Annotated in this window: 10 protein-coding genes; 3 read left to right on the forward strand and 7 right to left on the reverse strand. The window is 65.4% G+C overall.

Features of this window, described 5'->3' with window-relative positions:
* Positions 1-2 precede the first annotated feature (2 nt).
* The 6 genes from AAE027_RS10625 to AAE027_RS10650 form a co-directional block, all read right to left on the reverse strand.
* Positions 3-1235 carry a Zn-dependent hydrolase gene (locus AAE027_RS10625; protein ID WP_370987724.1) on the reverse strand — a complete coding sequence of 411 codons (1233 nt, stop codon included), beginning with the start codon at positions 1233-1235 and terminating at the stop codon, positions 3-5.
* Complete coding sequence (locus tag AAE027_RS10630; RefSeq protein WP_164939435.1) at positions 1228-2013, reverse strand: ABC transporter ATP-binding protein; 786 nt, start codon at positions 2011-2013, stop codon at positions 1228-1230. Before AAE027_RS10630 ends, AAE027_RS10625 begins: the two co-directional genes overlap by 8 nt.
* Positions 2010-2783: an ABC transporter permease gene (locus AAE027_RS10635; protein WP_091896321.1), complete on the reverse strand. Its 774-nt coding sequence runs from the start codon at positions 2781-2783 to the stop codon at positions 2010-2012. Before AAE027_RS10635 ends, AAE027_RS10630 begins: the two co-directional genes overlap by 4 nt.
* Positions 2784-2853: 70 nt before the next feature.
* Positions 2854-3798 (reverse strand): ABC transporter substrate-binding protein, encoded by a 945-nt coding sequence (locus tag AAE027_RS10640; RefSeq protein ID WP_370987725.1) that lies wholly within the window; start codon positions 3796-3798, stop codon positions 2854-2856.
* 107 nt (positions 3799-3905) lie between these two features.
* Positions 3906-4634 (reverse strand): histidine utilization repressor, encoded by a 729-nt coding sequence (hutC, locus tag AAE027_RS10645; RefSeq protein ID WP_370987726.1) that lies wholly within the window; start codon positions 4632-4634, stop codon positions 3906-3908.
* Positions 4631-5989 (reverse strand): formimidoylglutamate deiminase, encoded by a 1359-nt coding sequence (locus AAE027_RS10650; RefSeq protein ID WP_370987727.1) that lies wholly within the window; start codon positions 5987-5989, stop codon positions 4631-4633. The genes hutC and AAE027_RS10650 overlap by 4 nt, the downstream gene beginning before the upstream one ends.
* 82 nt (positions 5990-6071) lie before the next feature.
* Here AAE027_RS10650 and hutI point away from each other — a divergent pair, with 82 nt between their 5' ends.
* From hutI to hutU, 3 genes are read left to right on the forward strand one after another with little or no spacing between them, the layout of a single operon-like run.
* Entirely contained in the window at positions 6072-7286 is a 1215-nt protein-coding gene (hutI, locus tag AAE027_RS10655; protein WP_370987728.1) for an imidazolonepropionase, read from the forward strand.
* On the forward strand, positions 7283-8842 hold the full coding sequence (gene hutH, locus AAE027_RS10660) for a histidine ammonia-lyase (RefSeq protein ID WP_370987729.1): 1560 nt from the start codon (positions 7283-7285) through the stop codon (positions 8840-8842). Before hutI ends, hutH begins: the two co-directional genes overlap by 4 nt.
* Positions 8843-8851: 9 nt before the next feature.
* Positions 8852-10522 (forward strand): urocanate hydratase, encoded by a 1671-nt coding sequence (gene hutU / locus AAE027_RS10665; protein WP_370987730.1) that lies wholly within the window; start codon positions 8852-8854, stop codon positions 10520-10522.
* A 7-nt stretch (positions 10523-10529) separates the two neighbouring features.
* Here the strand turns inward: hutU and AAE027_RS10670 are convergent, their stop codons facing one another.
* A complete protein-coding gene (locus AAE027_RS10670) occupies positions 10530-12539 on the reverse strand; it encodes a putative bifunctional diguanylate cyclase/phosphodiesterase (protein WP_370987731.1) in 2010 nt (669 codons plus the stop codon).
* Positions 12540-12794: the final 255 nt, after the last annotated feature.

Below are 12794 nucleotides of genomic sequence, written 5' to 3' on the forward strand. Positions count from 1 at the left end.
GCTCAGCCGCCGAGAATGCGGCGGGAGGCGTCGACGAACACCTGCGCGCCGGTGACGATGTCGGCATCGGCGGTGTTCTCGGTCCAGTGGTGGCTGATGCCGCCGATCGATGGCACGAACAGCATCGCCGCGGGCATGATCGTTGCCAGCATCTGCGCATCGTGCCCAGCGCCGCTGGGCATGCGGATCGACCGTCCACTAGCTAGGGCCCTGCTCGCGGCTTCGATGGCATCCTGAAAGCCAGCATTCATCATGGCCGGCGCCCCGGTGCGCAGTTTCTCCACGGCGACGGTGCAGGGCCCCTTCGCGTTGACCTCGTCCGCCATGGTCCGCAGCAACTGCTCGAGCCGCGCGATGACCGCCGGGTCGTCGTCGCGGATCTGGAACAGCATTTCTGCTCCACCCGGAATGATGCTCGGAGCGCCGGGATCGAGCGTGATGCGACCGGTGGTCCACACCGTGCGCGGGCCGCAGGCATCAGGGAAACGTTCGTCGATCGCGACACAGAATTTGGCCAGCGCCAGGCCGGCATCCTTTCGCACGGCCATGCGGGTGGTGCCGGCGTGATTCTGCTCGCCGACGAAGTTGATCCGGTATTGCCAGATGCCGACGATGGAGGTCACGACGCCGATCGCGAGGCGGCCGCTTTCGAGCGTGTCGCCCTGTTCGATATGCGCCTCCAGATATCCGACGTGCCGGCCTGGCGGGGCGGTGATGCGTGGGCGGCCCGAGAGCCCCATCTCGGCGAGTGCATCGCGCATGGTGCGGCCGCTGGTGCGGTCGCGGGCAGCATCGACGTCGGCCTCGGTCACCTGGCCGACATAGGAGCGCGAGCCGAGGAAATGCCCAAAATGTCCTTCCTCGTCGCACCAGGCGGCGAGCTCGACCGCGCCCTTGAACGAGGGATCGGCATTGAGCACGCGTGCGGCTTCGAGCGCATAGACGACGCCGAGCGGACCGTCGAGCCAGCCGGCGTAATTCTGGCTTTCCAGATGCGATCCCGCCAGCAGCTTCGGTACCGGCTTTGCGCTGGTACCGAAGACATTGCCAATGCCGTCGATCGTGGCGGAGAGGCCGGCGTCAGGCAGCTTTCGCACCAGCCAGTCCAGCGAAAGCCTGTGCGGCTCGGAGAAGGTCGGCTTGTGCACGCCGGTCTTATAGGCGCCGATTGCGCGCAGCGCATTGAGGTCGGCGAGGACGCGCTTCCCGTCGGCGCGGGGCTGGGTGTCAGGCATGTTCGGCAACTTTCAGCGCCTCGGTGCGGATCTCCTCGACCAGCCGCTCCTTGAGCTGGACGAATTCCGGCGTGGTCTTGATCTTGTAGGAACGCGGATGCGGCAGGTCCACATGGATCTCGGCCTTGATGCGGCCGGGGCGCGCGCTCATGACGATGACGCGGCTGCCGAGGAAGATCGCCTCCTCGATGTCGTGGGTCACGAACAGCACGGTCTTCTGGTCACGCTCCCAGATCCCGAGCAGCATCTCCTGCATCAAGGCGCGGGTCTGGTTATCCAGCGCTCCGAAGGGCTCGTCGAGCAGCAGGATTTTCGGATCGTTGGCGAGCGCGCGGGCGATCGCCGTGCGCTGCTGCATGCCGCCGGAGAGCTGCTTGGGCCAGTGGTTCTCGAAGCCGGATAATCCGACCTGGCGGATGAAAGCGTCGGCGATCCTGTTCCGCTCGTCTTGCGACACGCCGCGCTCGCGCAGGCCGAAGGCGATGTTCTCGCGTACGGTCAGCCAGGGGAACAGCGTGTAGGACTGGAACACCATGCCGCGATCGGCGCCCGGGCCGGTCACCTCACGCCCGTCGAGCGTGACACGCCCGCTGGTCGGGCGATCGAGGCCAGCGACGATGCGGAGCAGCGTGGACTTGCCGCAGCCGGACGGGCCGAGGATGGTGACGAAGTCGTTGTTGCCGATGACGAGATCGGTCGGCTCCAGCGCCCTGGTCGGCGCATTGCCGTGGCGCGCGGGAAAGGTACGCGAGACCTGCTCGATCTTGAGGATCGTCATGCGAGCCTCCACGGAAACAGCCAGGCGTTGAACGCCTTGAACATGAAGTCCGAGAGGAGGCCGATCAGTCCGATCACGATGATGCCGAAGATGATCTGGCCGGTGTTGAGCAGCGCTTGGCTGTCGGTGATCATGTGGCCGATGCCCGAGGACGAACCGATCAGCTCGGCGACGATGACATAGGTCCAGGCCCAGCCGAGCACCAGCCGCAGGATCTCCGCGATTTCGGGGGCGGAGGAAGGCAGCAGCACGCGGCGGATGATGCCGCGGTCGCTGGCTCCGAGTGTATAGGCCGCCTCCACCAGATCACGCCGCGTCGCTCCGACCGTCACGGCGACCATCAGGATGACCTGGAACACCGAGCCGATGAAGATGACCAGCAGCTTCTGCAATTCCCCGATGCCGGCCCAGAGGATCAGCAGCGGAATGAAGGCGGACGCAGGCAGATAGCGCGCGAATGAGACGAACGGCTCCAGGAACGCTTCGACCGGCTTGTAGGCCCCCATCAGCACGCCGAGCGGCACAGCGATGATTGCCGCGAGTGCAAAGCCGCCGACGACGCGCCAGACCGTCATGCCGATGTCGTACACGAAGCCCTGCTTGGCTAGCAGATCATAACCTTCCTGCACCATGGTCAGCGGGTTCGCGAGGAACGTCTTCGACACATGGCCGCCGAGCGTCGCCCAGGACCAGAGGGCAACGAACAGCACGAAGAATGCAAGGCCGTACGCCATGCGTTGCTTCGATGTCACGGGATCCAGGGGACGCATCAAACTGTCTATCCGAATAGTCGATCATGTGCCGGCTCCGCCTCCTGGCGGAACCGGCAGCTTGCAGAAGTTACTTGATGAAGCTCGCGTCGAAGAGGTCCTCGACCTTCGGCGCGGTCTTGATGATGCCGATCTCGAGTAGGAGCTCGGCGGCCTCCTTGTTGAAGGTCAGGAAATCGCCGGCGAAGAACTTCTGGTTCGCCGCCTTGTCCTGCCAACGCAGATATTTCGCCGAGTTGCCGAACTGCTCGCCGGACTGCTTCACGTCGGCGCCCATGATCTCGTAGGCCTTTGCCTGATCCTTGGCGATCATGTCGAGCGCCTCGAAATAGCTGTCGGCGAGCGCCTTGGCGGCCTTCGGGTTCTCGGTGAGGAACTTCGGCGTGCAGCCGAACGTGTCCATGACCATCGGGTAGTCGAGCGTGGTCGCGATGATCTTGCCTTTGTCGGGCGCGGCGCGAACCGTCGAAAGATACGGTTCATACGTCATCGCGGCATCGTTCTGGCCGGAGACGAAGGCCTGCGCAGCCGCAGCCGGCTCGAGGTTGACGACGGTGACGTCCTTCACCGACAGACCGTTCTTCTTGAGCATCCAGGCCAGCGCGAAATAGGGCGAGGTGCCGGGCGCGGAGGCCGCGACGGTCTTGCCCTTCAGATCCTTGATCGAAGCGAGGTCGTTGCGCACGGCCATGCCGTCGGCGCCGTAGCTCTTGTCGAGCTGGAAGATCTGCTTGGTCGCAACGCCGTTGGCGTTCCAGGAGATCCAGGTCTCGACGGTGGTTGCCGCGCACTGGACGTCGCCGGAGGCAATCGCGAGGTGACGGTCCTTCTGCGGGATCTTCTTGATGGTGACGTCGAGGCCGTTCTTCTTGAAGATGCCGGTCTCCTTCGCCAGCGTCAGCGGCGCGAAGCCGGTCCATCCGGAGATGCCGATGCCGACCTTGACGTCGTCGGCGAGCACCGGAGTGGCGGTCGCGAGGGCAATGATTGTCACAAATACTTTCGAACTACGCATGATTGTCGTCCTCTTGCCGATCGATGGATTGACGTCCTGTTGATCCTTGTCGGTCCCATTTGGACCGTTGCCCGAAGCATTGCACGAATTGTGCCGACATCATTCTCTCAGCCTCCCTTGAATCGGGCGACAAGGCGGTGAGAGTCACCGGGATAAAGCAGGCGCACCGCGGTGATCGTGCGCGCGCTGCGCCAGGTATAGCGGTCGATCACGAGGCAGGGCGCGCCGATTGCGATGTCGAGCGCCTTCGCCGCGCGATCATCCGCAACGATGGCGCTGATGGTATGCTCGGCCTCCGTCCATGGCACATGGTGAAGCAGCCACGAGCCGGGCGGCTCGCGCGAGAAATCCGCGGTCGCAGCATTCGGCACGGATGACAGATCGATCAGCCTGTCCTCGACGGCGAATGGCACGTTGTCGGCGCTGTGCCGGCAGGCGATCGCGACCACCTTGCCGGCCTTCTTGACGCCGAGGCGGTCGCGGTCAGCGGCGGTCGCCGTGCGCAGCTTGCGGCCGATCAGCTCGTAGCCGTAAGCGCGGCCGAGCGAGATGATTTCGGCGCGGATGTCGGCGATCTTGAGCACGGCGGATTGGTGCTGCGGCCGGCGCACGAAGGAGCCGGCGCGCCGCCGCCGCTCGATCAGATCGGCTTGCGCCAGCTCCGACAGCGCCTTGTTCACCGTCATGCGCGAGCAGCCGTAACGCGCGACCAGCTCGTGCTCGAAGGGGATGCGATGCCCGGGCGGCCATTCGCCGGTCAAAATGCGCTTTTCGATATCGGCGCGGATTCGCTTGTAGAGCGTGGGCTTGTCGGTCGCATCGGTCGCGAGGCTCATGCGACGAGCCTCCGGATGGAGGCGTTGAAGCGCTCGCGTGCGGCTTGGCGCAGCTTGTGCCGGCCATTCTCGACGACCTTGGCGCCGCCGGCCCAAACGCAATCGATCGCGCCGCCGCCGGCGGCAAAGATCCAGCCGTCGATGATGGCGTCGCGTGCGCGTCCCGCCATCGACGGATGTGCCGTGTCGAGCGTGACGATGTCAGCGCGCGCACCCGGCGCGAGGCCGACGGTCGTCTGTGCCATCGCCTGCGCGCCGCCCGCGAGCGCATGATCGAACAGCGTGCGTCCGGTCGAGCGCCCCGCACCGCTGGAGAGTACGTTACGCTGACGATGCTTGAGACGCTGACCGTATTCGAGCTGGCGCAACTCGTCGGCGACGCCGATCAGCACGTTGGAATCGGTGCCTACACCGAATGCGCCGCCGGCGGCGAGGAATTCGCGCGCCGGAAAGATGCCGTCGCCGAGGCTTGCTTCGGTGATGGGGCAGAGACCGGCGACCGCGCCGGTCTTGGCGAATGCGGTGACTTCCTCATCGGTCGTATGGGTGGCGTGGATGAGGCACCAGCGTTGATCGACGGGCGCGTGCTCCAGCAGCCATTGCACCGGTCGCCGGCTCGACCAGGCCAGGCAATCCTCGACTTCCTTCACCTGTTCGGCGCCATGAATGTGCACCGGCGCGCCATCGGCCAGCGGAATGATCGCGGCGAGTTCGTCCGGCGTCACCGCGCGCAAGCTGTGCGGCGCGATGCCGATATTGGCGCCCGGCAACGTTGCGATGGCCTTGCGTGATGCGGCCATCAGAGCGGCGAACTGATCGACCGAGCAGATGAAGCGGCGCTGGCCGGCATGCGGCGCTGCGCCGCCGAAGGAGCCATGCGCATAAAAGCTTGGCAGCAGTGTCAGGCCAATGCCTGACGCTTCGGCAGCCTGTGCGATGCGCGCGGCCATCTCGCCGAGATCAGCGTAGGGCGAGCCGTCGCGATCATGATGGAGGTAGTGGAATTCGCCGACGCGGGTAAAACCGTGCTCCAGCATCTCGACATAGAGCAGCGTTGCGACCGCCACGACGTCGTCCGGCGTCATCGCCAGCGCGAAGCGATACATCGTCTCGCGCCAGGTCCAGAAGGTATCGGTGCTGTCGCCGCGCAACTCGGCGAGGCCCGCCATGCCGCGCTGGAACGCGTGGCTGTGCAGGCTCGCCAATCCCGGAAGCGCGATTGCGTGGCGCTCGTCGCCGGCTGCCGGCGCCACATTCGGCGTCACCGCCGCAATCGCGCCGGAGGTGACGACCACCTGCACGTCATTGGCCCAGCCCGAGGGCAGGAGCGCGGAAGCGAAATGCAGTCGGGTCATGATTACACGCCGGCTGGACAGAACCGCCCCACGATTATATGTCTAGACATATAAGTCAAGCATCCCACGAAGGGGCCGTTGCATGGTAGAGCGCTTCGACCGGATCTGGCATAATGCCCGGCTCGCCACGATGCGGGCTGACTGTCCTGACCTTGGCGAGATCGCGCGAGGCGTAATCGCCACGCGCGGCGGCCGTATCGTCTATGCGGATGCGCAGACCGATTTTCCGTCGGATGCCGATGCGGCCGAGAGGATCGATTGCGAGGGACGCTGGATCACGCCCGGCCTCGTCGATTGCCATACCCATCTGGTCTATGGGGGCAACCGCGCGCACGAGTTCGAGCTGCGCCTGAAGGGGGCGAGCTACGAGGAGATCGCGCGCGCCGGCGGCGGCATCGTCTCGACGGTGGCTGCGACGCGGAAGGCGAGCGAGGCCGAGCTCGTCGCAGGCGCGCTGCCGCGGCTCGATGCATTGATCGCCGAGGGCGCAACCACGGTCGAGATCAAGTCCGGCTACGGCCTCGATACCGAAACCGAGATGCGTCAGCTTGCCGCTGCGCGCAGCCTCGGTGGCCAGCGGCCGGTTGCGATCCGCACCTCCTTCCTTGGCGCGCATGCCCTGCCGCCGGAGGCGGAGGGCAACAAGGATCGTTACATCGATCTCGTGTGCAAGGAGATGCTGCCCGCGGTCGCTAAGGCAGGCCTTGCCGATGCCGTCGATGCCTTCATGGAGGGCATCGCGTTCTCCGCCGAGCAGACCGCGCGGGTGTTCGAGACGGCGAGGGGGCTTGGACTTCCAGTCAAGCTCCATGCCGACCAGCTCTCGAATCTCGGCGGTGCCGCGCTTGCCGCGAAATTCTCGGCGCTCTCGGCCGATCATCTCGAGCACACCGACGAAGCCGGCGCTGCCGCGATGGCGAAGGCCGGAACGGTGGCGGTGCTGCTGCCCGGCGCCTTCTACTTCATCCGCGAGACGCAAAAGCCGCCGGTCGAGACGTTTCGCAGGCTTGGCGTCCACATGGCGCTGGCGACCGACTGCAATCCGGGCAGCTCGCCGCTGACCTCGCTGCTGCTCGTGATGAACATGGGGGCGACCCTGTTCCGGATGACAGTGACCGAATGCCTTGCCGGCGTGACGCGCGAGGGGGCGCGGGCGCTTGATGTGCTGGATGAGACCGGCACGTTGGAGGCCGGCAAATGGTGCGACCTCGCGATCTGGGACATCGAGCGGCCGGCCGAGCTGGTCTACCGCATCGGCTTCAATCCGCTGCACGAGCGGATATGGAGGGGGCAGTGACGGAGCAGGACACAGCGATCGTCGTCAGACCGGGGACGGTCAGTCTCGATGATCTCGCCTGCGTGCTCGATGGTGCGCCCGTCGTGCTCGATCCCTCATTCTGGCCGCGCGTCGAAGCCGCGGCGGAGATCGTCGCAAGAGCCGCGCGCGCGGATGTCCCGGTCTATGGCATCAACACCGGCTTCGGGAAGCTTGCGTCGAAGCGCATTCCGCCGGACCAGACCGCGCTGCTCCAGCGCAACCTGATCGTCTCGCACTGCTGCGGCGTCGGCCCGGCGACACCCGAATCGATCGTGCGGCTGATGATGGCGCTGAAGATCGTCTCGCTCGGCCGCGGCGCCTCCGGCGTGCGCAGCGAGGTGATCGAGCAACTGCAGGCAATGCTGGCGCGGGGTGTCTATCCGCTGGTGCCGCAGCAAGGCTCCGTGGGCGCCTCCGGCGATCTTGCACCGCTTGCGCATATGACGGCAGTGATGATCGGCGAAGGGCAGGCCATCATTGACGGGAAAACTGTATCCGGCGTTGAGGCACTAAAGGCCGCCGGCCTTGCGCCGCTGACGCTCGGGCCCAAGGAAGGCCTCGCGCTGATCAACGGCACGCAATTGTCGACGGCCTACGCGATCTCCGGCGTGCTGCGTGCGTTTCGCCTGGCCCGCGCAGCGCTCGTGACCGGCGCATTGTCGGTGGATGCCGCGATGGCCTCGACGGCACCGTTCCGCCCTGAAATCCAGGCGCTACGCGGTCATGCCGGGCAGATCGCGGCGGGCGCGACGTTGACGGCGCTGCTCGACGGCAGCGACATCCGCCTGTCGCATCTCGAAGGCGACGAGCGCGTGCAGGACCCTTATTGCCTGCGTTGCCAACCGCAGGTCGCGGGCGCGGCGCTCGACCTGATCACGCAGGCGGCGCGCACGCTGATCATCGAGGCCAACGCCGTCACCGACAATCCGCTGGTGCTGGTCGAGACGGGCGAGATCGTCTCCGGCGGCAATTTCCACGCCGAGCCGGTGGCCTTTGCCGCCGACGCGATTGCGCTCGCGCTATCGGAGATCGGCGCGATCAGCGAGCGGCGCATCGCGACGCTGGTCGACCCCGCGCTCAACTTCGGCTTGCCGCCGTTCCTGACGCCCGACCCCGGCCTCAATTCCGGCTTCATGATCGCCGAGGTCACGGCGGCCGCGCTCTATGCCGAGAACAAGCAGCGCGCGCTCGCCTGCTCGATCGATTCGACCCCGACCAGCGCGAACCAGGAAGATCACGTCTCGATGGCCGCGCATGCCGCGCGGCGCCTGTCCGACATGGCCGACAATCTCGCTGCCATACTCGGCATCGAGCTTCTGGTCGCCGCACAAGGCATCACGCTGCGCGCGCCGCATGCGACCAGCGCGCCGCTCGTTGCCGTCATTGCCGCGCTTCGTGAACAAGTGCCCGCACTCGGTGCCGACCGCTACATGGCGGGCGATCTCGCCAAGGCAGCTGTACTGATCGAGGCCGACGTGTTGCCGGCCATCGCGATCACCGCACTTCCATCCGATCCGTTTCCGAGACTTGACTAAGAGGTCCGCATGAACCGCCGACTGGACAATGACCGCACCATCCGCGCGCCCCGCGGCAGCGACATCAGCGCCAAGAGCTGGCTGACGGAAGCGCCCTTGCGCATGCTGATGAACAATCTCGATCCCGACGTGGCGGAGCGGCCGAGCGAGCTCGTCGTCTATGGCGGCATCGGCCGCGCCGCGCGCGACTGGGAAAGCTTCGACCGGATCACGGCGGCCTTGCGCAAGCTCGAAAACGACCAGACCTTGCTGATCCAATCCGGAAAGCCGGTCGGTGTCTTCCGCACCCATGCCGACGCGCCGCGCGTCTTGATCGCGAACTCCAACATCGTGCCGCACTGGGCGACGCTCGATCATTTCAACGAGCTCGATCGGAAGGGCCTGATGATGTACGGCCAGATGACTGCGGGCTCCTGGATCTATATCGGCAGCCAAGGCATCGTGCAGGGCACCTACGAAACCTTCGTCGAGGTCGGTCGTCGCCACTATGGCGGCAGCCTCGCCGGCAAATGGATTCTCACCGCCGGCCTCGGCGGCATGGGCGGAGCGCAGCCGCTGGCCGCGACCATGGCCGGCGCTTCGATGCTCGCGGTCGAATGCCAGCCGAGCCGCATCGAGATGCGCTTACGCACCGGCTATCTCGATCGCCAGGCCGCAACGCTCGACGAAGCGCTCGCCATCATGGAAGAGGCCGCGAAGACGAAGAAAGCGGTCTCGGTCGGCCTGCTCGGCAATGCCGCCGAGATCTTCCCGGAGTTGGTCCGCCGCGGTGTCAAGCCCGACATCGTCACCGACCAGACCAGCGCGCACGATCCGATCAACGGATACTTGCCGAAAGGCTGGACCCTGGCCGAGTGGGAAGCCAAGCGCGCCGCCGATCCGAAGTCGGTCGAGCGTGCCTCGAAGACGTCGATGGTCGAGCACGTGAAGGCCATGCTGGATTTCCATGCGCAGGGCATTCCGACGCTCGACTACGGCAACAACATCCGCCAGATGGCGCAGGACATGGGCCTGAAGAACGCCTTCGATTTCCCGGGCTTCGTTCCCGCCTACATCCGGCCCTTGTTCTGCCGCGGCGTCGGGCCGTTCCGCTGGGCCGCGCTCTCGGGCGATCCCGAGGACATCTTCAAGACCGACGCCAAGGTCAAGGAGCTGATACCCAACGATAGGCATCTGCACAATTGGCTCGACATGGCCCAGGCGCGCATCAAGTTCCAGGGCCTGCCGGCGCGGATCTGCTGGGTCGGCCTTGGTGATCGCCATCGCCTGGGCCTTGCCTTCAATGAGATGGTGGCGCGCGGCGAATTGAAAGCGCCGATCGTCATCGGCCGCGATCATCTCGACAGCGGCTCGGTGGCAAGCCCTAACCGCGAGACCGAGGCGATGAAGGACGGATCGGACGCGGTATCCGACTGGCCCTTGCTCAACGCGCTGCTCAATTGCGCCAGTGGCGCGACCTGGGTCTCGCTACACCATGGTGGTGGCGTTGGCATCGGCTATTCGCAGCACGCCGGCATGGTGATCGTCGCCGATGGCACGCCGGAAGCCGCAAAGCGCATCGAACGCGTGCTCTGGAACGATCCCGCCAGCGGCGTGATGCGCCATGCCGACGCGGGTTATGACATTGCGATCGACTGCGCCCGTGACAAGGGTCTCGATCTGCCGAGCCTGGCGAAGTAGCTGCGCCTCAGGCCACGACCTTGGCGCCGGCGCCGTCGAGGCGCAGCTGTTCCTTGGCGAGATAGTCGCCGATCGCGTCGGCCAGCATGGGCTTTGCGAAATAATAACCCTGGATGAAGTCGCATCCCAGGCGGCGCAGGGTGTCGAGCTGAGCACGAGTCTCGACGCCCTCGACGACGCAGGCGATCTCCATGTCGTCGCACAGGCCCGTAAGCGACTTGATGATCTTGTAGCTCACGGGATTGTCGTTGATGTCGGCGACGAAGCTGCGGTCGACCTTGATCTTGTCGAGCGGCAGCCGGTGCACGTGGCTGAGTGAGGAATAGCCGGTGCCGAAATCATCCAGCGAAATGCCGCAGCCCATTGCCTTCAGCGTCGCGATCGACTGCTGCGCGCGCACGAAGTCGAAAGTGACGGCGGTCTCGGTGATCTCGAAATCGATCCGGTGCGGCGGCAGCCCGCTCTTCTCGATGATGGCGATCAGCGGCAGAATGCCTTCGGCCGCGCAGACATCGTGCGCGGAGAGGTTGAACGACAGGCGAATGTGGTTGGGCCAGGTCCTGGCGGTCGCGAGCGCGCGAACCAGCAGCGCCTGCGTCAGCGGCCGGATCAGGCCGATGCGCTCGGCAGCCGGAATGAAATCGGCCGGGGACACCAGACCAAGGCGCGAGCTATGCCAACGCGCCAGGACTTCGAAGCCGGCGGTGTGCTCGCTCATGGCGTCCACGATCGGCTGGAACACCAGGTCCATCTCGGTGCTGAAATCCGCACTGCGGAGCAAATTCTCGATGACGCCGCGGCTGCGGATCTCTGCCTCCAGCTCGCTCGAGAAGATCACGGTGCGGCCGCGCAGATGGCGCTTGGCGTGATACAGCGAGTAGTCGGCGCATTCATAGAGCGCTTCCGACGTCGTCGCCGAGGTCGGGAACAGCGCAAAACCAATCGAGCAGGACAGCCCGGTATGGGCGGTGTCGAGCTGGTAGGGCAGCTTGACCTGGCTGCCGATGCGCTCGCCGAGCCGCATTAGATCGGCATCATCGGGATCGCCGCACACGACGAGGCCAAACTCGTCGCCGCCGAGTCTTGCGAATTCCACGCGCTGCGGGCCAAAGCCTTCGCAGACTTCACGGATGCGGCGGCCCGCCTCGATCAGGACGCGGTCGCCGACACTATGGCCGTAATTGTCGTTGATCGGCTTGAAACCGTCGAGGTCGATGATTCCGACCGCGACGCGAACGCTCCGGCGCTCGGCGTCGGTATAGGCGCTCGACAGCTCGGCGAAGAAACGGCGGCGGTTCGGCAGCTCGGTGAGGGAATCAAGATTGGCAAGGCGGAAGTTCTCGTCCGAGAGCGCCTGTGTCGCCGCCTGCTGCGCAAGCAGCGACTTGCGGCTCGCGACGAGATCGGCGAAGTCGCGGTAATAGATGAACAGCACCGTCACCATCGCGCCCGAGACCAGCAAATTGTTGACGGCGATCGCCTTCAGCGTTGGCTCGCCCGTGGCGAAGAAAAACAGCACATAGGGCACGTCAACGATCAGCGTCACGATCAGCGCCGCCGAGCGTAGATGCATCAGCGAGAAGATGCAGCCGATCACGGTGACCGCCATGTAGAAGGCGACCTGGCTCTTGGCGAACGGATCGCCGTAGGGGTAGAGCGCGAAGGACCAGACGGTGAAGCCGGCGCCGATCGGCACTGTCAGCCAGTTGGTAGCGCGCAGATTGCGCAGGATATCGGCATCGCTGCGCACGAGGTGGCGCTGACGCAGCCACCAGAACGTACGGAGCGCCGCGAGCACGGTCAGCACAGAAGGCACGATCATCGTGAGCCAGTCCGGCGCCACGTTCACATAGGTGTAGGCGACCGCGATCGAGTTGCTCATAAGCAGGAAGTAGAGGAGCGGGACCTGTTTGGAGAAGGCGTCGAACTGCGCGCGTGTCAGATCCGGGTTGTCGGCCGGTACGCGAAACAGCCGCATCGCGGCGGCGAGATGAGACTTCAAATCGGCAACAGGCATTGCAATACGCGCCCCGGGTCCTTCAAAACCGGGCGATCTTGCATGGCGCGGGTAAAGGTCGCGTTAGGTGGGTTCCACGCGAAAAGCCGGCGCAGGTTGCACGTGACTGCGGCATTTTCCGTCGGCGTGCATTGGTGAGGGTCTGTTAAGGACATTGCGGCGGCAGAGCCGGGCGCTTCGCCGCCGGTCAAACCGTGCGGCTACGTTCTGCTAACCATGTGCGGCGGCATAACGTATGCCGCACCACGCCTCCAT

The sequence above is a fragment of the Bradyrhizobium sp. DN3 genome, assembly GCF_041357655.1.
Taxonomy (GTDB): Bacteria; Pseudomonadota; Alphaproteobacteria; order Rhizobiales; family Xanthobacteraceae; genus Bradyrhizobium.

Bases quoted from the DNA above. Each gene is read 5' to 3' on its own strand.
- AAE027_RS10650 (WP_370987727.1), bottom strand. From the start codon at position 5,989: ATGACCCGACTGCATTTCGCTTCCGCGCTCCTGCCCTCGGGCTGGGCC.
- hutU (WP_370987730.1), top strand. From the start codon at position 8,852: ATGAACCGCCGACTGGACAATGACCGCACCATCCGCGCGCCCCGCGGC.
- AAE027_RS10670 (WP_370987731.1), bottom strand. From the start codon at position 12,539: ATGCCTGTTGCCGATTTGAAGTCTCATCTCGCCGCCGCGATGCGGCTG.
- AAE027_RS10640 (WP_370987725.1), bottom strand. From the start codon at position 3,798: ATGCGTAGTTCGAAAGTATTTGTGACAATCATTGCCCTCGCGACCGCC.
- hutI (WP_370987728.1), top strand. From the start codon at position 6,072: ATGGTAGAGCGCTTCGACCGGATCTGGCATAATGCCCGGCTCGCCACG.
- AAE027_RS10625 (WP_370987724.1), bottom strand. From the start codon at position 1,235: ATGCCTGACACCCAGCCCCGCGCCGACGGGAAGCGCGTCCTCGCCGAC.
- hutC (WP_370987726.1), bottom strand. From the start codon at position 4,634: ATGAGCCTCGCGACCGATGCGACCGACAAGCCCACGCTCTACAAGCGA.
- AAE027_RS10635 (WP_091896321.1), bottom strand. From the start codon at position 2,783: ATGCGTCCCCTGGATCCCGTGACATCGAAGCAACGCATGGCGTACGGC.
- AAE027_RS10630 (WP_164939435.1), bottom strand. From the start codon at position 2,013: ATGACGATCCTCAAGATCGAGCAGGTCTCGCGTACCTTTCCCGCGCGC.